At 68.1% G+C, this 21,275-nt stretch carries 21 protein-coding genes; 14 read left to right on the forward strand and 7 right to left on the reverse strand.

From position 1 onward, the window contains the following. Positions 1–259: 259 nt before the first annotated feature. Both NRF20_RS03625 and NRF20_RS03630 read left to right on the forward strand, forming a co-directional pair. The gene (locus NRF20_RS03625) at positions 260–2,212 is read left to right on the forward strand and encodes a multicopper oxidase family protein (RefSeq protein WP_398631979.1); all 1,953 of its coding nucleotides are present in this window, start codon (positions 260–262) and stop codon (positions 2,210–2,212) included. Then, positions 2,143–2,574, forward strand: a complete 432-nt coding sequence (locus NRF20_RS03630; RefSeq protein WP_398631980.1) for an ArsR family transcriptional regulator — start codon at positions 2,143–2,145, stop codon at positions 2,572–2,574. The genes NRF20_RS03625 and NRF20_RS03630 overlap by 70 nt, the downstream gene beginning before the upstream one ends. Here the strand turns inward: NRF20_RS03630 and NRF20_RS03635 are convergent. Genes NRF20_RS03635 through NRF20_RS03645 form a run of 3 tightly spaced genes read right to left on the reverse strand, consistent with a single transcriptional unit; the run spans position 2,569 to position 6,935 of the window. Continuing rightward, on the reverse strand, positions 2,569–5,172 hold the full coding sequence (locus NRF20_RS03635; protein WP_413751983.1) for a cation-translocating P-type ATPase: 2,604 nt from the start codon (positions 5,170–5,172) through the stop codon (positions 2,569–2,571). The two genes, NRF20_RS03630 and NRF20_RS03635, sit on opposite strands and share 6 nt — an antisense overlap. Before the next feature lie 9 nt (positions 5,173–5,181). Further along, positions 5,182–6,039, reverse strand: a complete 858-nt coding sequence (locus tag NRF20_RS03640; protein WP_413754516.1) for a universal stress protein — start codon at positions 6,037–6,039, stop codon at positions 5,182–5,184. Beyond that, entirely contained in the window at positions 6,039–6,935 is an 897-nt protein-coding gene (locus tag NRF20_RS03645; protein WP_413751984.1) for a universal stress protein, read from the reverse strand. Before NRF20_RS03645 ends, NRF20_RS03640 begins: the two co-directional genes overlap by 1 nt. A gap of 282 nt (positions 6,936–7,217) precedes the next feature. Here NRF20_RS03645 and NRF20_RS03650 point away from each other — a divergent pair, with 282 nt between their 5' ends. The 5 genes from NRF20_RS03650 to NRF20_RS03670 all read left to right on the forward strand — a co-directional run bounded on the left by NRF20_RS03650 (position 7,218) and on the right by NRF20_RS03670 (position 10,900). Further along, positions 7,218–7,934, forward strand: a complete 717-nt coding sequence (locus NRF20_RS03650; protein WP_398631984.1) for a CBS domain-containing protein — start codon at positions 7,218–7,220, stop codon at positions 7,932–7,934. Between the two features lie 48 nt (positions 7,935–7,982). Beyond that, positions 7,983–8,594, forward strand: a complete 612-nt coding sequence (locus NRF20_RS03655) for a hypothetical protein (RefSeq protein WP_413751985.1) — start codon at positions 7,983–7,985, stop codon at positions 8,592–8,594. A 131-nt stretch (positions 8,595–8,725) separates the two neighbouring features. Then, positions 8,726–9,418: a CBS domain-containing protein gene (locus NRF20_RS03660; RefSeq protein WP_398631985.1), complete on the forward strand. Its 693-nt coding sequence runs from the start codon at positions 8,726–8,728 to the stop codon at positions 9,416–9,418. A 240-nt stretch (positions 9,419–9,658) separates the two neighbouring features. Then, a complete protein-coding gene (locus NRF20_RS03665) occupies positions 9,659–10,261 on the forward strand; it encodes a CBS domain-containing protein (protein WP_398631986.1) in 603 nt (200 codons plus the stop codon). A 12-nt stretch (positions 10,262–10,273) separates the two neighbouring features. Continuing rightward, positions 10,274–10,900: a CBS domain-containing protein gene (locus NRF20_RS03670; protein WP_398631987.1), complete on the forward strand. Its 627-nt coding sequence runs from the start codon at positions 10,274–10,276 to the stop codon at positions 10,898–10,900. 242 nt (positions 10,901–11,142) lie between these two features. Here NRF20_RS03670 and NRF20_RS03675 read toward each other — a convergent pair whose 3' ends face one another. After that, entirely contained in the window at positions 11,143–12,720 is a 1,578-nt protein-coding gene (locus tag NRF20_RS03675; protein WP_413751986.1) for an AAA family ATPase, read from the reverse strand. Between the two features lie 544 nt (positions 12,721–13,264). On the opposite strand from NRF20_RS03675, the gene NRF20_RS03680 reads away from it, so the two are divergent. Continuing rightward, on the forward strand, positions 13,265–13,636 hold the full coding sequence (locus NRF20_RS03680) for a universal stress protein (protein WP_413751987.1): 372 nt from the start codon (positions 13,265–13,267) through the stop codon (positions 13,634–13,636). Positions 13,637–13,689: 53 nt separating this feature from the next. Here the strand turns inward: NRF20_RS03680 and NRF20_RS03685 are convergent, their stop codons facing one another. Both NRF20_RS03685 and NRF20_RS03690 read right to left on the reverse strand, forming a co-directional pair. Continuing rightward, positions 13,690–14,571, reverse strand: a complete 882-nt coding sequence (locus tag NRF20_RS03685) for a universal stress protein (RefSeq protein WP_398631990.1) — start codon at positions 14,569–14,571, stop codon at positions 13,690–13,692. Between the two features lie 48 nt (positions 14,572–14,619). Next, positions 14,620–15,231, reverse strand: a complete 612-nt coding sequence (locus tag NRF20_RS03690; RefSeq protein WP_398631991.1) for a hypothetical protein — start codon at positions 15,229–15,231, stop codon at positions 14,620–14,622. A 260-nt stretch (positions 15,232–15,491) separates the two neighbouring features. On the opposite strand from NRF20_RS03690, the gene NRF20_RS03695 reads away from it, so the two are divergent. The 3 genes from NRF20_RS03695 to NRF20_RS03705 all read left to right on the forward strand — a co-directional run bounded on the left by NRF20_RS03695 (position 15,492) and on the right by NRF20_RS03705 (position 17,691). Then, entirely contained in the window at positions 15,492–16,223 is a 732-nt protein-coding gene (locus NRF20_RS03695; protein WP_398631992.1) for a helix-turn-helix domain-containing protein, read from the forward strand. Between the two features lie 185 nt (positions 16,224–16,408). Beyond that, positions 16,409–16,870 carry a cyclic nucleotide-binding domain-containing protein gene (locus NRF20_RS03700; protein ID WP_398631993.1) on the forward strand — a complete coding sequence of 154 codons (462 nt, stop codon included), beginning with the start codon at positions 16,409–16,411 and terminating at the stop codon, positions 16,868–16,870. Between the two features lie 110 nt (positions 16,871–16,980). After that, complete coding sequence (locus NRF20_RS03705) at positions 16,981–17,691, forward strand: response regulator (protein WP_413751988.1); 711 nt, start codon at positions 16,981–16,983, stop codon at positions 17,689–17,691. A gap of 18 nt (positions 17,692–17,709) precedes the next feature. Here the strand turns inward: NRF20_RS03705 and NRF20_RS03710 are convergent, their stop codons facing one another. Continuing rightward, positions 17,710–19,431, reverse strand: coding sequence for a GAF domain-containing protein (locus tag NRF20_RS03710; RefSeq protein ID WP_413751989.1), 1,722 nt, complete (start codon positions 19,429–19,431; stop codon positions 17,710–17,712). A gap of 377 nt (positions 19,432–19,808) precedes the next feature. Between NRF20_RS03710 and NRF20_RS03715 the strand changes: the two genes are divergently transcribed. From NRF20_RS03715 to NRF20_RS03725, 3 genes are all read left to right on the forward strand, one after another. Continuing rightward, entirely contained in the window at positions 19,809–20,201 is a 393-nt protein-coding gene (locus tag NRF20_RS03715; RefSeq protein ID WP_413751990.1) for an Hsp20/alpha crystallin family protein, read from the forward strand. A gap of 113 nt (positions 20,202–20,314) precedes the next feature. Continuing rightward, positions 20,315–20,677 (forward strand): hypothetical protein, encoded by a 363-nt coding sequence (locus NRF20_RS03720; RefSeq protein WP_413751991.1) that lies wholly within the window; start codon positions 20,315–20,317, stop codon positions 20,675–20,677. Positions 20,678–20,781: 104 nt separating this feature from the next. Beyond that, entirely contained in the window at positions 20,782–21,060 is a 279-nt protein-coding gene (locus NRF20_RS03725) for an SHOCT domain-containing protein (protein ID WP_398631997.1), read from the forward strand. The last annotated feature ends 215 nt before the right edge of the window (positions 21,061–21,275 follow it).

Here is a 21,275-nt window from a genome sequence, read left to right on the forward strand (position 1 = left end):
CCGGGGGCAGTGTCGTGACTGCGCTGCTGCTGAAACCCGGCCGGCGTACCAGTCTCCTTCATCAAGCCGACTGTCGCCGAAGTCGTAAGCCATGCGCAGTGAACGCCACGGCGTGGAGATCCGGGCGAGCTGAAACGCTGCACCTGCACGAAGAACTCGGCCCGCGACGTTCCGAGTGGCTCTTCTTCCTTGTGTCGGAAACACTGGAACGGTTTCTGGGACTGCAGCCGATGGGGGGGCCGTGTCCAGGAGGACTCAGATGGCCACAAGGCGCCAATTCATCAAGGCCGGCCTAGCCGGCGGAACCTGCCTCTTCCTCCCGGCCGGGTCTGCCTCCACGTCGGCCTGGCCGGGGATCCCCAGCCGCGTCCTGAACCCGACGACAATCGACAAGTACGTCACCGAGCTCGCCGTCCCGCCAGTCATGCCCTGGACCCAGAGGGACGAGGCAGGACGCGTCGATCACTACACGATCGGTGTTCGGCAGTTACGGCAGCAGATCCTGCCAGCCGGTATGCCGGCCACGACGGTATGGGGATACGGGTCGACCCGGCATCCGGGAAGCTTCGCCTACCCGTCATGCACCGTCGAGGCGGCCTTCGGCCGGGCCATACGGGTCACGTGGGTGAACCAGCTGCTCGACCGCCACGGCAACCATCTGCCGCACCTGCTGCCGGTAGACCCCACACTGCACTGGGCCAACCCTGAAGGCGGCATTTCACGGCGTGATGCGCGACCGAACTTCAACTCGACACCCGGCCCCTATACCGGGCCCGTGCCGATCGTGACCCACCTGCACGGGGGGCACAACACGCAGGAGAGCGACGGCTACCCCGAGGCGTGGTATCTACCCCGTGCATCCGACATCCCCGACGGATACGCACGGGTGGGCTCCTTCTATGAACAGTTCAAGACGATATTCGAGAACCAGTTCGATGCAGTCTGGGAGCCAGGAACCGCCGTATTCCAGTACGCCAACCAGGAGCGTGCCGCCACCTCCTGGTTCCATGACCATGCCCTGGGGGTCACTCGGCTGAACGTCTACGCGGGGCTGGCGGGCTTCTACCTCCTGCGTGGCGGGCCCGCCGACCTTCCGAGCGGTGTGCTTCCGGGGCCGGCGCCGAAACTCGGTGACCCCCCGGGGAGGCACTACTACGAGATCCCGGTCGTCATCCAGGACCGGTCGTTCTCCACCGACGGCAGCCTGTTCTACCCGGCGAGCCGCGCATCCTTCGACCACTTCACCGGTCCCTACATCCCCGGCAGTGACATCTCCCCCATCTGGAACCCGGAGTTCTTCGGCAACACGATGGTGACCAACGGCCGCACCTGGCCCGCTCTCTCCGTCGAGCCGCGCCGCTACCGCCTGCGGTTTCTCAACGGCTGCAACGCACGCTTCCTGATCCTGAAGATCGTCACCGACCCGATGGCCTCTCGTCCCGCAGACCCGGTACTCCCCTTCTGGCAGATCGGTTCGGAGGGAGGCTTCCTGCCCGCACCTGTGCAGCGCGACCAACTGCTCACCGCCCCCGCCGAACGCGCCGACGTCATCGTCGACTTCACCTCGATCCCGGTCGGCACTGATCTGTACCTCATCAACGAGGGCCCCGACGAGCCGTTCAGGGGTGGGAGAGCGGGCACGGACTTCCGGCCGGCGGCCCCCGGGACCACTGGACAGGTCATGAAATTCACGGTGGCACGACCGCTCGCCACACCGGACAGGACCGTACCCCCAGCACACCTCACCCTTCCGCCGTTCAAACCACTGGGTCCAGCGAGCCACACGCGGCGGGTCTCCTTGCAGGAGCAGAACTCCGCGGTCCTGCGGGGTGTGGGCCCCCGCGTGGTGATGCTCGGCACCGTGGACCGGCACGGAAACCCGACCCCCATGGGATGGAGTGATCCCATCACGGAGAACCCGGCACTCGGAGCGACCGAGATCTGGGAAATACACAACTCCACCGGCGATGCCCACCCGATCCACATCCACGAGGTCCAGTTCCAGGTCGTCGACCGGCAGAGCACCGGACACAGCGCAAGACCTCCAGAGCCCTGGGAGAGCGGTTTCAAGGACACGGTGATCGCCTATCCGCACGCCATCACCCGGGTCAAGGCCACCTTCGACCGGGCGGGACAGTACGTGTGGCACTGCCACATGCTGGAACACGAAGACAACGAGATGATGCGGCCGTACCGTGTAGGCCCTCTCTGAACGCCGGAGCACCTCGCTCTACGCTGCCATCGCTCCACGGCGGTGACGATTCACCGACCCCGCGTGTCGAGTCGGCGCCGACCGCCGCCTTGTTCCGGTCGCTGGTACCGGCCCGGTTGAAGATCGTGCGGCGGTTCGCGGCCGGCGAAGCGAGGGTGGTGGACCTGGTCGACGAGTCCGGCCTGGCGCAGTCGATGGTGTTCAAGCACCTGGCCTGTCTGTGCGAGTGCGGGCTGGTTGACTCCCGCCCTGCTCTCGCCCGGCCCGCGCCGCTGACCGCGGCGGAGGCTGAGCCGGCGGCAACCGAGTGCGCAGGGTGCCTCATCAGGCGGGTTCTTGACAGACTCGCACCAGTCTCATGACTTCGCCTTCGCGGCCTTCTTTTCCCGGAATGCGTTTCGTGTGAGCCGAGCGGCCAGGTAACCGCTCATGAGGGCGGCCGTCGCAAGAGCGGCCCCGGACCAACCGAGCGGCTCGGTCTCCAGGACCGACCGCAGCGGCGGAGCGTACAGCGCCGCCAGCGCCAGCAGGGCGGACGCGAGCACAGCCAGGGGGAGGAAGAGGTTCTGCCGGGTCAACAGACGCGTCCGCAGGCCCAGGACGACGCCGAGTTGCGCGCCGAGCAGCGACAGGAACAGGACGCTCTGCCATGGAAGGTCCCAGGCTCGTGCGACAGCACCTGCGGCGAGACAGACCGCGGTGACGACCGCGGCCAGCACGAGGAGACGCTGCCAGGCTCCGGCGCCGAGGATGTGCTGGCCGGATGGCCTCGGTGGTCTGCGCATGGCGTCCGGGGCCGCCGGCTCGGCGCCCATGGCCACACCCGTCAGGCCGTGGGTCAGCAGATTGATCCACAGGATCTGCCCGGCCCTGAGCGGCAGCGGAAGTCCGAGAAGGGGACCGGCCAGCATGACGAGGATCTCGGCGGTACCGCCGGCCAGGCCGTAGACCAGGAAGCGCCGGATGTTGTCGTAGACGCGCCGGCCTTCCTCGACGGCCGCGACCACGGTCGACAGGTTGTCGTCGGTGAGAACGAGGTCGGCCGCCTGTCGTGCGACCTCCGTCCCCCGCTTCCCCATCGCCACACCGATGTCGGCTCGGCGCAGGGCCGGGCCGTCGTTGACGCCGTCGCCGGTCATCGCCGTGACCGCCCCTCGGGCACGCCAAGCATCGACGATATCCAGTTTCTGCTGCGGGTCTGTCCGGGCGAATACCCGCGCCGCGGTGAGGTCGGCGATGCGACCCGATGCCAGATCGGGGCCGCTGAGCACCTCTTCGTCACCGCCGTCCTCGCCGACGAGCCCTACGCGAGCGGCGACCGCGCGCGCCGTGGCCGGGTGGTCGCCCGTAATGAGGACTGGCGTAATCCCTGCTGCACGGCAGGCGGCGAGTGTGGTGGCCGCCGCGGACTTCGGGGGATCGCTGATCGCGACAAGGCCCAGCAGCCGCAGACCTTTCTCGGCTGTGGCCGCACTGCTCGGTTCGTCCCGACACTCGGTGGACGCGAACGCGAGGACCCGGAAACCGCGGGAAGCAAGGATCGCCGCCTGCTGTCGCGCGCCCATCAGCACGTCTTTGCGGTCGGCGAGGACGGACACGTCGAGTACCACTTCCGGCGCCCCTTTCAAACACACCAGCAGATTGCCCGATGGCATTCGGTGCACCGTGGTCATGCGCTTGCGGAGGCTGTCGAAGGGCGCTTCCCACGTCCTCGGGTACAGGCGCCTGATGTCCGCCTGATCCGCACAGCCCGCTTTGGCCGCAGCCGCCAGGAGAGCGGCTTCCATCGGGTCGCCGACCGCGGTCCACCGGTCCTCGTGAGCGGGAGGACCTTGCGGTGGCCGCAAGGTGGCGTCGTTGCACAACGACGCCACCGTCAGCAGGTCCCGTACGGGGCCGAGTTCGGCAGGCGTCGGCTTCCTGCCGTCGACCTGGACGTCCCCCTGCGGTTCGTATCCCACTCCGAAGAAGTCCGCTGTGACCAACGGTGTCCATACGTGCTGGACGACCATGCGGGCCTCGGTGAGGGTACCGGTTTTGTCAGTGGCCAGAACGGTCACGGAGCCGAGCGTTTCCACAGCGGGGAGCCGGCGCACCAGCGCGTGCCGGGCCGCCATGCGACGGGCGCCCAGTGCCAGCGCGAGGGTCACGACGGCCGGCAAGGACTCGGGGACCGCCGCCACGGCCAGACTGATCGCTGTCACAGCCATGGTTCCGGCCGGCAGGCCTCGTGCGAGCCCGAGGACGAAGACCGCCAGGCACAGTCCCAGGGTGACGACGGCCAGGATGCGGCCCAGGGAGGCCAGACGGCGCTGCAGTGGTGTCGGCTCGCGCGTGCCGTCGAGCAGTGCGGCGATACGGCCGAGCGCGCTGGCAGCGCCGGTGGCCGTGACCGTCGCGACGCCTCGTCCGCGCATTGCGACAGTCCCTGCGCCCAGCAGCGAACCGGCGTCCTTGTGCACGGGAACCGATTCCCCGGTGAGCATGGATTCGTCGATGAGAAGAGCGGATGCTTCGATGAGCTCGGCGTCGGCAGCAACAATGTCGCCCTCGCCGAGAAGCAATACGTCGCCGGGCACCACAACAGCTGCGGCGATCTCCCGTGCGATGCCATCACGCAGGACACGGGCGCTTGGTGCCGACAAGACCGACAGGGCCGCCACGGCATGGTCGGCACGGATCTCCTGCACGACTCCCACCGTTGTATTGAAGACGATCACCAGACCGATGACCACCGCATCCGGGTGGTCACCGATCACGATCGTCAGCAGGGCCGCACCCAGCAGCACCATGATCAGAGGATCGCGAAGCTGTGCAAGAACGCGGCTGCGCAAAGGCGCGCTGCGCACCTCCGCCACCTCGTTGCGGCCGTGCTCGGCCAGACGCCGCTCGGCCTCCGGCGCAGCCAGCCCGCAGAGCTCCTGTCCGGGCTCCCTCTCCCCGGCCGGGGTGGTCGTCACCGTCGGAGTTCACACAAGGGGAACTGTGATCACCGGGCAGTGTGCCCGGTGCAGCAGTCCGTGGACGACGGAGCCGAGCCGCATGCCCGTGTAGCCGCCCCGGCCACGGCGGCCCACTACGACAGCCAGGGCGTACTCGGACGCACCGGCCAGCTCCTCCACCGGATGTCCGGTCGGCACCTCGTGAGTCAGGTGCACGTCCGGGTACCGCAGTGGCCAGCCCGCCGTGGTCTCGGAGAGCATGCGTCGCTGAGCCTGCACCGCGACCTTTTCGTCGTGGAGCATGAATACGGGCGGCTGCCACACCGAGACGGCTCGGAGCACTGCTCCGCGGAGGTCGGCCTCCTCGAACGCCAGCCCCAGCGCCGCCTTCGAGGACTCGCTGCCGTCGATTCCCACGACCAGGTAGGTCGGCTGTTGGGTGACGTGCTCCGCGTCGCCCACGACCACCACGGGACAACGCGCCTGGGCCGTGACGGGGACGACGAGGGAGCCTGCACTGAAATACTCCGCCGTACGGCTCAGATGCCGGGACCCGAGAACGACCATGCGGGCCCGCGCGGACAGCGCGCCGATCACGGGAACCGGGAAACCGTCGAGCAGATCGGTGGCCGGCTGCAGTTGCGGATGGCGCGCCCGGACCCAGTCGGCCCCCTCCTGGAGAGCATCCGCACCGGCTTGGAGCATGTCCTTTCTGCGTGGGCTGTCATCGCCCTCACGCCTGTCGTGCGATGGGGGTGCGGCCACGACGAGCCGGAGCTCCAGCCCGCGTCGATGTGCTTCGTCCGCCGCCCAGGCCAACGACAGGTGCCAGTTCCTGGCCGGGTCGATACCGACGACGATCTCACCGCGTTCACCGGCGCCCATCACGACTCACTCCCGGGACCCTGCCGCGGAATGAGCTGCACGGGACAGTGGGCGTGGTGCAGAAGGCTGTGCGTCGCCCGCCCGAGGGTGGGTCCGATATACCCGGGCGACCGCCGTCCGCCCATCACCAGCAGATCCGCGTGGCGCGATGCCTCCACCAGGACCCCGGCGACGGTCAGGCTCTTCTCAGCATCCGCCTGCACGTTCAGCTCCGGGAATTCGTCGCGGATCCGGTCCGTCACGGCGATCAGGTGATGGACATGTTCACCGGCGATCGCTTCGACGTCGTCGAGCATGGTCACGGCGAGTCCGGCTGATTCGAGAATGTTCCACACGTGCAGCAGCCGCAGCGAGGCCTTGCGGATCTCGGCTTCGCGCGCCGCGTACCGGGCGCATTCGGCGTCGTGCTCGTCACGGACCGCGGCGAGCACCACTCCGGTCTCGTTCCCGTTGTCGGTGCCCCTGACCACGATGACGGGCGTCGTGGCGCCGGCGGCGACCTTCAGACCGACGGATCCGAGCATGAGGTTCTTGAACCCGCCGAGCCCGCGGTTGCCCACCACGACAGTGCCGCGGAGGCCGGCCGTCCGGTGCAGGCTCGGGACAGGTGCGCTGCGGCTGAACTCCGTGGTGATGCGTAGACCGGGGTACTGTTCCGCGACGGCAGCGGCGGTTTCCCGCAGCAGTTCGTGGCCCGCGCCGCGAACGCGCTCGATGCTCTCCGCCGAGGAGTAGAGAACCCGGCTGTCGGTGTCGGCCGCGTGGACGATGCACAGCGGGCTGTCACGGCGAGTGGCCTCGGCCGCTGCCCACAGCGCCGCCCGGCGGGCCTGCTCGGAGCCGTCGACACCGACGATGACGGAGCCCAGTTCCGGGCTGCCGGTGGTGCCTTTCATGGTTCCTCCTCACCGAGGGCCACTGAAGGGTCAGCTCTCACGCTGGCACCACGGGCCCCTTCGGGGAGAGGGCCGCTCAGGACCGCCCGGGGGGCCGATGGACCCTGTCGAGAGAATCCTGCCGTGCTCAGGTGCCCGGACGCCCGATCCGGGTCCGACCGGTCCCGGCCACGACCCGTTCGGCCCTCCTCCTCTCAGTACAGCCCGGCGGATCGTGGTCCCTGAACTACCTGCGGGCGCTGCGTCCGTGCGGGTCCCTGCGAGATGGCAGGAGGCGCCTCCATGAAGCGCATCAAAGTGGGAGACCTGATGACCGACGAGGTCGTCTCGGTCGTCCCGGTGACCTCCTTCAAGGAGGTCGCGAAGCTGCTCGCCGAGCACAACATCAGCGGACTGCCCGTGCTCGACGACGAGGACCGGGTCCTCGGCGTCGTCTCCGAGAGCGACCTGCTGAACCGACAGGCGGCGAGGCACCTCGTGACGGGCGACGTCCCTGACGCCGCCACCGGGACCGCGGCCTCGTCCGGAGCGGAATTCACCGCTGCCGAGGTCATGTCGACACCGGCGGTGACCGTCCACGCGGACGAGACCGCACCGGACGCCGCCCGGCTGATGATGCGCAGTGGCGTGGAGCGGCTCCCGGTCGTGGACGAGGAGGACAGACTTGTCGGCATCGTCACGCGCCGGGACCTGCTGCGCCTCTTTCTGCGCCCCGACGCCGAGATACGACGACGCCTCGTCGAGGACGTGCTCGTGGGCATCATGGGGCTCAGAGCCGACGTGGTCACCGTCCATGTAGTGGACGGCGTTGTCACCCTGGAAGGCCGGCTGCAGGGCCAGAACCAGATCGCGATCCTGACCTGCCTAGCCGAACAGCTCGACGGGGTGGTCGCGGTCGTGAACCATGTGTCCGCACCCGTGGATGGCGCAGGCCCGGCGCCGCCTTCACCTGGGACGAGGCTCGGTCGCGGCTGGCCGGACTGCCCGGTGGCGGGCTGAACATGGGAGACGAAGCCGTGGACCGCCGGGTGGCCGCAGGCCTTGGCGTTGCGCTGTGTCGCAGCGGACGACACGGCGACCCTTATCAGTTATGGCGAACTCGCCTGCCTCACAGGGCGCTTCGCCAACGCACTCACGGTCATGGGGGTGGGCTCGGCAGGAGATGGTGTTCACGCTCCTGGGCCGGGCCCCGAGCTCTACGCGACGGTGCTGGGCACGCTGCGCAGTCGTCGGCGTGCTGTGCTCGCTGTCTCCGCGTTCGGCCCCGAGCCCGTACGCCAGCGGCTGGAACTGGGCGACGTCCGGGTTCTTGTCACCACGGAGGAGCTGTACCGGCGCAAGGTGGAGGAGACAGGCACCGCCTGCCGCGCTTGGATCACGTGCTTCTCGTCCGCCCCGTCGCGGATCCGCCGACGGGAACGGCTTCGTTCGCCGCGATCACGGGGCATCCCATGGAGCCCGGGCGGATGTCACGGACTATCCCTCGCTGAACACCTTGAACAGCTGCGCGGACTACGTAGCCTCGCGCACACCCACCACCTGGCTGGACGGGGCTGGTCGGCCCCGCAAGGGGCCGCATGGCCCCTCCTCCGCTCCTGCCTCGCGGGCCAGGCTGAGAACGGAGCGCAGACCTGCGACGCGCAGGAGGTTCCGCCATGAAGCACCGCGTGACGGTCGGCGTCGACAGCTCCCCAGAAAGCCGGGCAGCCGCAGTCCGGGGCGCTCAGGAGGCATCTGGAGATCACCACGTCGCCCACGACTGACGCCCCTGCACGAAGGGAAATCGGACCATGATGCACCGCACTGTCGCCGAAGTCATGACCCGGGACGTCGCCACGGCCAGCCCCGAAGCGTCGCTCAAGACGGTCGCCTGGAGCCTCGCCTACAACGACGTCTCCGCCCTGCCCGTCGTGGACACCCACCACCATCCCATCGGCATCGTCTCCGAGGCCGACCTGCTCCGCAGGCAGGCCGGCCTGCCGGACGCGGAGGGCCGTGATCAATTGCGCGGGACGGCGGCCGTGAACCACCGCATCATGGACGCCCGCACCGCCGGTGATCTCATGTCCACCCCCGTGCTGACGGCCCGGCCCGAGTGGGGCGTCGTCGAGACAGCTCGCTTCCTGAACGAGCGGGGCGTCAAACGCCTTCCGGTGATCGATGACACCGGCACGCTCGTGGGTATCGTCAGCCGCTCGGACCTGTTGCGCCCCATGCTCCGCCGCGACGACGCCATACACGACGAAATCGTCGACGAGGTATTGGGCCGGACCCTCCGGATGACACCCGGGGGCGTGACAGTGACCGTTCAGGAGGGAGTCGTCACCCTGAGCGGAAGAGTGGAGGAGCGTTCAATCATTCCGATCATCGAACTCCTGTGCCTCTCCGTCGACGGCGTCGTCAGCGTCGACCAGTCCCTCGAATACGCCGTGGACGATCTGTCGCCGGATCTCGATCCGGCACGTGACGCCGGCAATCGCTGAGCGCTCACGCCAGAGGACGGAAGGAGCCAACCGCTTCTCGCGGTTCCCGATTGTGCGGTGCACGGCCATCAGCCGCTTCTCCGCATCCTCGCAACGGCTCCTTCCGCCACATTCACGAAAGCACCGTTCGTGCCAGGGCAACAGGGCCGAACAGTCCCCGGCGGACCCCGGGTGGTCCTACCACCGGCCGACAACGATGCGGACGCTCGGAGATACAGGGCCTCTGTTCCTGGAGGAACCATGAAACTTCTGCGTATCGTCGACGACGTCATGACGCACGCCGTCATCTCGGTCAACCGCGGAGCTCCGTTCAAGGACATCGTTGAGACCATGCGGCAATGGCGGATCAGCGCACTGCCTGTCGTGTCGGACGAGGGACGGGTCGTCGGCGTGGTCTCCGAGGCAGACCTTTTGCTCAAGGCGCAAGGCGGAGATGAGTCCCGCGCTGTCTCCGCAGGTCAGCTGATGACCGTACCCGCCGTGACGGTGCCACGGAGTGCGGGCATCGCAGGTGCCGCTCGGCTGATGGCCCGCGGCCACCTCAAGCGGCTGCCGGTCGTTGACGACGACGGACGCCTCGTGGGCGTGGTCAGCCGGGGCGATCTGCTGAAGATCTATCTCCGCCCGGACGAGGATGTCGCCCAGGAGCTGCGCGAGCTGATCATGACTCAGCTCGTCCCGGAGGGCTCGGCAACCGTGTACGTCCACGTGGCCGACGGCATCGTCCATTTGAACGGCGCCATCCCCGACCCGTCACTCAGTGACGTGCTGGTGCGTGTTGCGCGCACGGTGCCGGGAGTCGTGGACGTGACGGCCCGGTTCGACGCCGAAGTTCCCGCGTGAAGGAGAGCGAACATGAGGCATCGCAGCGTCTCCGACCTCATGACACCCACGGCCGTCAGCGTCCAGCGCGGCACCACCTTCAAGGAGATCGCCCGGCTCCTCGACGAATTCGGCGTCACCGCAGTACCTGTCGTGGACGAGAACGGATGCCCCGTGGGTGTCGTTTCCGAAGCCGACCTGCTCCGCATGCGCAACTCCGGGAGCGGCGCGAACGCCGCCGTCGATCTCATGAGCCACCCGGCGATCACCGCGGCTCCCGGGTGGAGCGCCGTCCGTGCCGCCCGCGTCATGGAGAAGCACAAGGTCAAGAGGCTCCCCGTCGTCGACAGCGAAGGCCGGCTGATCGGGGTCCTGAGCCGCAGCGACCTCCTGCAACTCTTCCTGCGCAGGGACCACGCAATCCAAGAGGAGATCCTCGAAGACGTCCTGACGCACACGCTCCGGCTCAGTCCCTCGTCGCTGAACGTCGACGTCGCGGACGGCCTCGTGACTCTCAGCGGCACCGTGAGTCGGCACAGCCTCGTGCCCGTCGTCCTGCGTCTGTGCCGGAGCGTCGACGGAGTCGTGGACGTGATCAATCGGCTCAACTACGAGCAGGACGACCTGCCTGTCGATGTACGAACGGATACCCAGCGGTAGGAGAAGGCCTGGCGCGTCGACGCATACGAGAGTTCGTCACCGACCCGCGAACGTCGCCTCCAGGCCTATGAAGGAAACGAATCCCCGGCATCCGGGATCGTTCCGTAGGCGTCATCGCCGCAGTGCCGAGGGGGCCCCGGGACCCGAGTGGGCCGTGCGGGGGAGGAACCGATCGGCCCATGCCCGGGGCCGAACCGGAACTGGCGACCACCGAGGTGCGAAGACTTTCGAAATGCCGTCCGCTAGGCGCCCCGGTACAGGTTTTCAACGTCAACGAGCATGACATCGCCACGCGCGTGTGCCGCGTGCAGTTCGGGGCTGAATCCTGAAGCGCCGTAGAGGGCCAGGCGGACGTGTCTGACATCCTCACGTGAACTGAGTCCTTCCAGGATGCGCCGCAGGCGTTGCAGATGGTGGATGTCCATGCCGGTGTGCCATCGTGCGAGCCCGACCGACAGAAGGCGGCCGGTCGGGTGGCCATCCTGTCTGCGGACCACGACCTCGGCATCGAGCCCGGCAGTCGCCGACGGGTCGCTGAGGGAGCCGTACGAGGCCGTGACGTTTTCGGCTCCGAAGGCAGCCGAGCCGGCGGAGCAGGCCGCCCAGTCTCTGCAGACTTGGGCGAACCGGGGGCCGGCGACGAGAGTGTTGAAATCGGTTCGCGCGCCTTCCCACACCGTCTCGGCGTCGCTTTGCTCAAGAGCGGCCCTGCGCGGGCGCGCCAGGGCGTGCTCGAACGCGAGGAGCGGGTCTGCGATGCGATGGCGCGTGATCCCAGGCTGCAGTCCGTCCGCCTGTGATTGGAGCAGACCGTGGTCGCGCAGGAGGGCGAGAGCGCGCGAGGCGTCCGTGAGCTGCTGTCCCAGGAAAGTGGCGATTTCGCCGTGGGTCGTGCAGCCTCTGGCCAGGGCGGCGAGTACGGAGTGACAAACCCCATGACTCCAGGGCCCGGTCTCCTCGTCGAGGAGGTGGCGTGCCTCGTGGAACAGCGGCGTGCACGGATTCAGGATGGTGCGACAGACCCAGGCATCGAAGTCGTCGCGATCGACGGGAACATCGTCGTTCACGTAATCGTGCCGGTAGGCGGGCGTCCCACCGACGACCGTGTAGACGAGGAAAGCGAGCGCCGGGTCGTCGATGCCCCACAATTGTGCTGCCTTACGGAAGTCCAGGGGCTGGATGTCGAGCTTCAGAGCGGCAAGGGCGTGCAAGGGCGAGGAAGGTGCGAACAGCCGGGTCATGACCGGTGCGGTCTCACCGCTGAGCAGCAATCGCGCACGGTTTTCCAGCGGTGGTCTGTCGAGGTGCCGGAGAGCGCCGTGGATGACGGACGGCAGGGCCGGGCTCGCCGCGACGAGGTCGGGGAACGAGTCAATGATCACGGGCAGTGGCCTGGTGTCACCCAGTGCCAGCAATGCATCGATGCCTTCCTTCCAATTGCGCCAGTAACTGGGCTGTGCGACCTGCCGGTATCGCGCATACTCCTCGCCCAACCTGCGCAAGGATTCGGCCTCGGTGGCTTCCTGTCCGCAGAAATAGAACCCGTCCGTGGCGCGTGCCACCGATTCCAGCAGGAGGGTCTTGCCCTGGCGCGGCCTCCCCATGACAACGCCCAGGCTCGTTCCCGGATGCGGATCGCTTGAGAAGGACATCAGGGCTGCCCATTCGTCCTCCTTGTCGAAGAGGCGATCGGGCTTGGCCGAGCGATCACGGCTCACGACCGAACTCTGTTGCTGTCCGTGTACGGCATTCACACCATGCACCTCCGGAACCAGCTGAGGACTACTCCATTCTCGGACTCGCGGCGGTCGGGCGCGCACTGAATCCGCAATGGGTCAGCGCACGGGCAGGCGGAACCAACGGTGCTCTCCCGCAGCCACGGTCACCGGCCGCTCGCCGGGCAGGCACACGGGCAGAGGGGGAGTGAGTCGTGAGTGGGGCACGCGATTCCCCAGTCGGCCTGGCAGGAGCTGGACACGGATGCCGCTGTGCCCGCGGTAACAGAACGTGAATGTGCAGCGCGGCACCTCCCTGAGCGGGATGGTTCGATGCGGAGTCCGTCCGGGACTGCCTCCACACCTGCGACGCCCCGTTCGACGAGATCGAGGGGGCAGCATCGTTGACCGGAGGGTCCGGAACGTCCTGCCATGCGGTCTGCCCCGGGCCCTGAAAAACGAGTGCCTTCACGACGTCGCCCCCCTTCCTGTGCCCTCTCCGATGAGGTTCCCCCTCAGGCTGACCCGGCGCACGCCCGTCGCATATGGGCCGGTCGGTCCCTGCCCGGACCCGTCGGGCCCATCCCGCCCCGGCGCCGTGACTGTGAGGGTGAAGACGGACTGCCACCCAACGAAGGAGGGGCCAATCGTGTTCGGCACTGACTCGGCCCCGGCCGCACCCGCGTCGAGACCCGCCCTGCTGCGCTTCCTCGGCGGCGTCCAAGCAGTCACCGGCAGTAAGTTCCTCATCGAGAGCGACCATGCCCGGGTCCTCCTCCGGCGCGGCCCTGCTGAATCCACGGGTATCCGCCTCCCACCCGGCTCCGACGCCGCTGTCCACCGATCCGTTGAGCAGGGACCTGTACACCAGATACTGATCGGGGCGGCCGCCGACGCGGAGCTCCTGGTCGTCGGCGCACGCCGAGCCGGCGGACACCACGGACTGCGCCTTGGTCCGGTGAATCACGCGGTACTGCACTACGCGCCCTGTCCCGTGGCCGTGGTCCCAGATACCCGCTGAGCGCGACGCCGCTCCTCAACGGGGCGCTTCTGTTCAAGTCAAGAGGAGAGAACTCAAGAGTGGGGAACGAGGACGACTGGGCAGTGCGCATGGTGCAGGACAGCATGTGTCACGCGGCCGAGCGGAGAGCCGATGGAGTGGGGACGCCGATGGGATCCGACGACGATCACGTCGGCGTCGGCGGTCGCTGCCACCAGCACCTCAGAGACGGATCCGGCACGAACGACGTGCTCGGTCACCGTGAGGTCCGGGAACTCCCTGCGCACGGGCTCGACGAGCCGGGCAGTCGCTGTCGCCTGGTCCGCGGCGAGCCGGCCCACGCCATCGAACATCGTCGCCATGCTCCCGACGTTCTCCAGGAAGACCCATGCGCTGAGCACTCGCAGCGAGACGCCCTCCCGCTCGGCCAGACGGGCGGCAACGCACAGCGTCTCCATGTCACGCTCGTCCCGTGCCGCGGCCAGGACGACACCTGCCGGTTCACGGTCACCACTGCGGGGCACGACGACAACCGGAACATCGGAGCGAGCGGCCACCCGGAGCGAGTCCGAACCGACCAGCAAAGATGCGAATCCGCCGCGTCCGCGGGAGCCCACGACGATCGTGGCATCGGGACCGGCTTCACTGAGCAGGCATGCTGTCGTCTCGTTCTCGCACACGGTCGTCGTCACGGGGACGGCGGGAGCAAGTCGGCGTGCGAGTGCAGAAGCCTCTTCCAGCACGCTTTCCGCGAAGCCGTCGATTTGCTGGATGTCCTCCCGGGAGAGGTACAGACTTCCGTGGCTCGTCGCGGTGGCGTACACGATCCGCAGCGGCCGACTGCGGGCGGCTGCCTCGCCCGCCGCCCACCGCACGGCCCGCATCGCGTGGTCGGAACCGTCGGTGCCGACGACGACGGGTCCCGTCATGGTCACGCTTGATTGAGTGTTGTCCATGGTCTCTCCTCGAAGTCCTGCGTCCGAGGCAGAGCGAGCGCCGATCTGCTACCGGTTCCGGAACTGCTCGGACAGCTCGGCTTCCACCTCGTCCCACTCCTTCTCCCACCCCACGTACCTGACGCGGTCCACCAGCTTCGTGAAAAATTTCCACACTGCGATGAAAAGTCCCGTCGCCGCTGTGAAGGTCCCTGCTGCAGTCATCCATGCAGATGCAACGACCTCACCGGGTGCTGCGGGTCCCCTGCTGGTGGCCACGCCTTGAGCAGTGGTCCAGATCGGTACGGTGGTGCCGGCCGGGCTGCCGGCCCAGACACTGACCACTGCCGTGCGCGCGGTACCGTCGGGCTGTGTCCACCGGACGGGAGCACGCACCGTTGTCTGCCCCATGGCAGCTGCAGCAGGGCCGTCGGCGTCGGAAATGAGCCGTGCCTCGACCTTCCTTGCATCGGAGAGCGTGGCGGCACGACGAGTCTCGGCGTCGTGCACCGCACGGCCCGTGGAAGCCGACGCCAGGGGTGCCGCCAGTAGAAAAACCACAACCAAGAGCACTCTGCCCCAGCGCTGGATGCGATCCGAGGCGCGGATCGGCAGCCTCCGGGTGCTGGTGCTGGGCGCGCCGTGTCCTTGGCCTTCTCCGGGGGGCATTTCTTCCATCATGATCCGGCCTCATTCCCCTGTGACACCGTTCCTTGCCCGCAGTGCATCGCGGAGCGTGTGGGCAGGAGCGCGTGCCACCATCCTGTACGCCCCGTGCGGCCCGCGGCATGGGCTGAGCGGGTCGCGAGACCAGGCCGGTCGGCCCAAGCGCCGCGCACCCCGGTGGCACACGATGGAGTCGAAGAAGAGCACGCAGAGAAGAGCGCGGAGAACGGCGGCGGCCTGATGACCGGACCGGATCCACAAAGGATGTGTGCAGCATGGTGCACGAACAAAGCCACTCATCGGACAGCAAGCCGGACAGAACCCCGTCGGGAGACCTGGGCCGACGGGTGATGATGCGCCGCGAGCAGCTCGGGCTCAGCCGTGAGCAAGTGGCCGAGCGGGCCGGATCGGCGCCCGGTTACATCCAGTACGTCGAGGAGCGGCAGGCCACACCCGGCATCGGGTTTCTGCTGCGACTGGCCCAGGCGCTGGAGACCACCGCGGCCGAGCTGACCGGCAGCACAACGGAGCTGCCGCCGGGCATCGGCCGCGCCGGCTACCACACCCAGTTGCTCGAACTCGGCCCCCAGGAGTGCCGCCAGCTGTTGTCCACCCACGGAGTGGGCCGGATCGGTCTGACGACGGACGACGGGCCGGCCATCCTGCCGGTCAACTACGTCGTGGATGGTGACCGGATCGCCTATCGCACTGCTCACCACACGCTGCCCGCCACTGCGGCGGACCACCCGGTGGCCTTCGAAGTGGACCACATCGACGAAGCCCTGAGCCAAGGGTGGAGCGTACTTCTCGTCGGTACGGCAGCAACCATCACCGATCCCGAAGCCGCCCGCAGACTGGACGAACTCGCCTACACCACCCCGTGGGCCGGCGGCCCACGGAATGTATGGCTGACCATCACCCCCACCCGCATGACCGGACGCCGCATTCACGTACTGAAGAGCCACCCCGCTCCGGCTGGTGGGGGCCCCCGAGGTTCCTCGACCTGACGCCGCGATCATGGATGTACGGCAACGCCCGAGCACACGAGTCCGCCAGTTCTGGCCATCTGCGTACAGGCACGGCGTGGATTCCGTATCGCACCACGCAGCACGGCCGAGCGACCCACTGAAAGCGGGCATATCGTTCAGAGCGGGCGCTCGGGTACACACCGTCAGCCAGCAACGGAGGTTCCATGTCAACGGCCAGGAGTCTGCTCGACGTGATCCCGCCCGAGGGCCGGGCTCGCCTGCTCGACGAGGCGGCCCGCGAAGTGCCTCTGGTCCTCGACGCACGGCTCTTCGAGGAAGGCCGAAAAGCCGACCGCTTCTGGATCATCCGCACCGGACAGGTCGAGGTCGACCTCCATGTTCCCGGCCGCCGTGCGGCGGTCGTCGAGACGCTGGGCCAGGATGACCTGCTGGGCTGGTCCTGGTTGTTCTCCCCGCACGTGTGGCACCTGGGTGCGCACGTGATCCGTGCGGGTCGGGCCGTGGAATTCGATGCCGCTGCCGTCCGCTCGCTGTGCGAGGCCGATGCAGTTCTGGGCCGGGCGGTGTACAAGTACGTCGCCGAGACGGTGGCGGAGCGGCTGTACGGAACACGGACGAGGCTGCTGCAGCTGTACGGTCCCCGTGCCGAGCCCCTTGATGCCTGAACGGTCCGGGCGTGGGGCCGTCCGGCCCTGGTACATCTCTCCCGTACGGACCCACGATGAGTGAGGGGCGGGACTGCGCAGCCCGTCGACGCGACAGCGAGGAGGGCACCATGAGCGACGTGACGGGGTTCTCGGCGCAGAAGCCGATCCGCGTGTTTCTGCTGGACGACCACGAGGTCGTCAGGCGCGGGGTGCAGGATCTGCTGGACGCGGAACCCGACATCGAGGTCGTCGGCGATGCCGGCACGGCCGATCACGCACTGTCCCGCGGCCCGGCGCTGCGCCCCGATGTCGCGATTCTCGATGTGCGGCTGCCGGACGGTGACGGGATCACGGTCTGCCGTGAGCTGCGCTCGCGGATGCCGGAACTGGCCTGCCTGATGCTCACCTCGTTCGACGACGACGAAGCGCTGCTCGACGCCATCATGGCCGGCGCGGCAGGCTACGTACTCAAGGAGATCAAGGGTGCGGACCTCGTCGCCGCCGTCCGCACACTGGCTTCCGGGCGCTCGACCCTCGACCCGTCGACCACGGCTCGGCTGATGACCAGCCTGCGCGAGGAGGAACTCGGTACTGCACCTGCGGAGGACGACGCGCTGTCGGAGCTGTCGCCTCGGGAGAAGGACGTCCTCGCTATGATCGGTGAAGGACTGACCAACAGCCAGATCGGTAAGCGCCTCTATCTGTCGGAGAAGACGGTCAAGAACCACATCTCCCGTCTGTTGGCCAAGCTCGGCGTCGAGCGTCGCATCCAGGCGGCCGTGATCGCCGCGCACGCCACGGAATCCTCCCCGCCCACTGCCGGGCACCACCGGAGATGACCGTGCGGCCCCAGAGCCTCAGAACAGCCGCAGTGGCACACACCAGCTCAGCCGGGTGCCGTCCTGCTCCGATGCCCCCACATTCATCTCGCCGCCGAGTCTCTCGGCGCGCCGTGCGAGGTTGTCGAGTCCGCTGCGGGCACCGCCGTGCTCGGGCATGCCCACACCGTTGTCGGAAACGACCAGGTTCAGTGCCCCCTTACCCACCACCAGCGAGATGTCCACCGCCGTCGCCCTCGCGTGGCGGGCGACGTTGCTGAGCGCCTCGCCGAGGACCGCGATCACCTGCTCGGCGATCTCGGTCGGCACATCCGTATCGATCAGCCCTCCCATCCGCAGGGACGGCTGAAAGCCCAGGGTCCGTGCGGCCTGCTCGACCATGGTCGCCGTCCGAGCACGCAGCCCCTGGCCGGTCCGACCCGAGTCACGGGCGCGGAGGCCGAAGATGGTGGACCGGATGATCTTGATGGTCTCGTCCAGATCGTCCACCGCGCGCAGCAACCGCTCGCTCGCCTGTGGCTGATCCACGAGCCGCACCACGCTCTGCAGCGTCATCCCGGTGGCGAACAGCCGTTGAATGGCCAGGTCGTGCAGATCCCTGGCGATGCGGTCGCGTTCCTCCAGCAGGGCAATCTGCTCGGCGGACTCGCGCCGCTCAGTGAGTTCCATCGCCAGGGCCGCCTGCCCTGCGAACGCCAGCAGGGGCGCGGTCTCCGAATCGGTGAAGGCGCGACTGTCCCGCACCCGGGCCAGCAGCAGCACACCACGGGTCCGGTCCCCCGTCACCATCGGGACCGCGACAGCCGGGCCGAGCCCCGGCCACCTCGGGGGGCCTTCGGTGATCCGGGGATCGCGTGCGACATCGAGGCTGGTGATCGGTTCGCCCGCGTCGAGAGCCGCGCCGACGAACGATCCCTCGCGTGGCAGGATCAGACCGCGATGCATCTCGGCGTCCACGCCCGATGCCAGTGCCACACGGAGGGACTGTCCCCCGGCGCCGGCGGGAAGTGCCAGGACGCCGAGATCCGCGCCGAGAATACGCGAGGAGTGATCGACGATCATGTGCAGGACGTGTGCGTCGTCCGCCCCGCTCAGCAGACCCGCGACGATCTCGCTGTTGGCTTCCTGCCAGCGTTGACGGTCGCGCGTCTGCGCATACAGACGGGCGTTCTCGATGGCGACTCCCGCTGCCACCGCGAGTGTCGAGAGCACGGTCTCGTCCTCGGCATCGAATTCGCGGCCGCCCCGTTTCTCGGTGAGATACAGATTGCCGAACACCTCGTCGCGGACCCGGATGGGAACCCCCAGGAACGAGTGCATCGGGGGATGGTTCGGCGGAAACCCGTAGGACGACGGATGCCCGGAGAGTTCCGCGAGCCGCAGCGGCTCGGGGTGGCGGATCAGCTCGCCGAGGATGCCGTGCCCTTCGGGCAGTGGGCCGATGGCCTCGCGCTGCTTCCCCGTGATGCCCACCGGCAGGAACTGCGTGAGCCGGGTTCCCTCGCCAACGACTCCCAGGGCTCCGTACTCGGCATCGACCACAATGACCGCAGCGTCGACGATGCGGTGCAGCACCTGGGGCAGGTCGAGCCCTCTGCCCACTGACATGACGGCGTCCAACAGGACGGCCGCGGCGGCAGGACCGCGCTGCACGGTGTCGAGGCGCCCCTGGAGATCCTCCGGCAACGTGCTCAGCCGACGGCGCTCCACGCCGCAGCGGTCAGTTCCGTTGTCGCCCACGGTGCCTCCGTCTCGCCCCGCGCACCCCGGGGCCGGCCACACCTCCACGTTAATGGCCGCGCGCCGATCGGCACCCGGTACGCGGCGCCACTCCGGACGCCGAAGCCCGCCTGTGCAGGACCATTGCCGGACTGGAAGGACTCCGCCATGTGCCGACGCTCAGTGAGGCGGCTTCCTGCCGCCCCTGGGAATGTGACCGGGAAGAGTGTTGGAGTGCCCCGGCGCACGATTCGCCGGGCAAGGCAGTGGGGCGCAGCATGGAAATTGACCCGAATGCTGTCGTTTCGCGGAGGTGAACCGCGATGACGTTGCCTGTACACCACCGGCCCGGCCGGCTCCTGGAGAGGACGTTCCCAGCCATGAGCTGGGGCGAGCCTATGACCGCCGAGTTCGACGAACTCTTCGAGCGGATGAACCGGCTGCTCGAGTCCGCTGCTCCTGCCGGGGCTTGGTCGCCCCTGGCGGACATGCACGAGAAGGACGACGCCTACGTGGTCGAGGCGGAACTTCCCGGGATCAACCGGCAGGACATCGACGTCGAGGTCAGTGAGCGGGAACTGCGCATTACCGGGGAGTGCAAAGAGTGTGAACGTGAAGGCGTCTTGCGGCGCGGCACCCGGCGGACCGGACACTTCGAATACCGGGCGCTGCTGCCCGCCGAAGTCAAGGCCGAAGAGATCAAGGCCACCCTGGCCGACGGGGTGCTCATCGTGACCGTTCCCAAGGCCGAAGCAGCCAAGCCTCGGCACATCGAGATCACTGAAAGCTGACGTGCAGCCGCGCCTGGCTCCCGTACGCGGGGCGGAGGATCTTTGGTCGCCGTCCGCCCCACTTCGGCAGGTCGGTCGGAATCCTGTCGGCCTGAGATTCACAGCCATGACTGGTGTCTACGGAGGCATGGCTCGGTCATACGTGCCTCCTGCCGGAGAGTTCCGGGCCGAAGGTGCGTGAACGCCTGCGGGTCCACCGCACCCGGGACGTACCTTCCCTCCGGCGCCGCCCCGAGTCAAAGGTCGGCCTCACTCCCGCAGTCACCTGGACGGGACTGATGTCGGGCAGGGCCGGGATGTTGCCCTTCTTGGTGCTCACCACGTTCAGGGCCTGCGGAACGCGGCAGCGCGGCTCGCCTCGTCCGACGGTGGTACGCCGCTGCCTCAAGTCCTCCCCGGAGGCGATCGTGGTGCCCACCAGCCTGTTCGCACCCGACGACCACGCGCAGCGATCGACCTTCCGGCCGCAGGCATGAGCCCCCGTCCGTTCGGCCCAGCACCGGGAAGCAGGCTCCCGATTTCCGTCGAAGGCGTTTCCGACCCACCCTGGAATTGAGGGGAACCAAAGGAAGTGATCGGCATGGTGTGGTACGGCGGCGGATGGGGCTGGGGCGGCTGGCTCGTCATGGCCGTGGTCATGGTGATGTTCTGGGCACTGGCGATCGCGGGCATCGTTGTCCTTGTCCACTACCTGACCAGCGCCCACCGTGGTCACCAGCCTGGCCCGCCTCCTTCCTCCGGCGAGCATGGGTGGGGAGGCAGGCGCGCCGAGGAACTGCTCGCCGAGCGGTTCGCCCGCGGGGAAATCGACGAGGACGAGTACAAACGTCGCCTGGCACTGCTGCGGGAACAGCAGTGAACGCAGTCCACACCCCGCCATCTGGCGGGCAACAGCTGCTCGACGGCGACGCTCCCGAGGACGCCGCGATGATCGAGCCAGCGCTCATCGCGGTAGATGCCAGCAGCATGAGAGGGCTAACCGAGGGCGAACACCAGCCGCTGGCGCCGCACCGTGTCCCCGTTGCGGAGGTTCGCTGCGGTGCCCTTGAGTACCGACGACGCTGCGGGGCCCGG

The organism is Streptomyces sp. R-74717 (genome assembly GCF_047305335.1).
Classification (GTDB): domain Bacteria; phylum Actinomycetota; class Actinomycetes; order Streptomycetales; family Streptomycetaceae; genus Streptomyces; species Streptomyces atratus.

Coding starts and splice junctions, on each gene's coding strand:
- NRF20_RS03625 (WP_398631979.1), top strand. CDS start 260: ATGGCCACAAGGCGCCAATTCATCAAGGCCGGCCTAGCCGGCGGAACC.
- NRF20_RS03640 (WP_413754516.1), bottom strand. CDS start 6,039: ATGGGCGCCGGTGAACGCGGTGAGATCGTCGTCGGTATCGACCCGGCC.
- NRF20_RS03645 (WP_413751984.1), bottom strand. CDS start 6,935: ATGAAAGGCACCACCGGCAGCCCGGAACTGGGCTCCGTCATCGTCGGT.
- NRF20_RS03650 (WP_398631984.1), top strand. CDS start 7,218: ATGAAGCGCATCAAAGTGGGAGACCTGATGACCGACGAGGTCGTCTCG.
- NRF20_RS03660 (WP_398631985.1), top strand. CDS start 8,726: ATGATGCACCGCACTGTCGCCGAAGTCATGACCCGGGACGTCGCCACG.
- NRF20_RS03665 (WP_398631986.1), top strand. CDS start 9,659: ATGAAACTTCTGCGTATCGTCGACGACGTCATGACGCACGCCGTCATC.
- NRF20_RS03670 (WP_398631987.1), top strand. CDS start 10,274: ATGAGGCATCGCAGCGTCTCCGACCTCATGACACCCACGGCCGTCAGC.
- NRF20_RS03685 (WP_398631990.1), bottom strand. CDS start 14,571: ATGGACAACACTCAATCAAGCGTGACCATGACGGGACCCGTCGTCGTC.
- NRF20_RS03690 (WP_398631991.1), bottom strand. CDS start 15,231: ATGATGGAAGAAATGCCCCCCGGAGAAGGCCAAGGACACGGCGCGCCC.
- NRF20_RS03695 (WP_398631992.1), top strand. CDS start 15,492: ATGGTGCACGAACAAAGCCACTCATCGGACAGCAAGCCGGACAGAACC.
- NRF20_RS03700 (WP_398631993.1), top strand. CDS start 16,409: ATGTCAACGGCCAGGAGTCTGCTCGACGTGATCCCGCCCGAGGGCCGG.
- NRF20_RS03705 (WP_413751988.1), top strand. CDS start 16,981: ATGAGCGACGTGACGGGGTTCTCGGCGCAGAAGCCGATCCGCGTGTTT.
- NRF20_RS03715 (WP_413751990.1), top strand. CDS start 19,809: ATGACCGCCGAGTTCGACGAACTCTTCGAGCGGATGAACCGGCTGCTC.
- NRF20_RS03725 (WP_398631997.1), top strand. CDS start 20,782: ATGGTGTGGTACGGCGGCGGATGGGGCTGGGGCGGCTGGCTCGTCATG.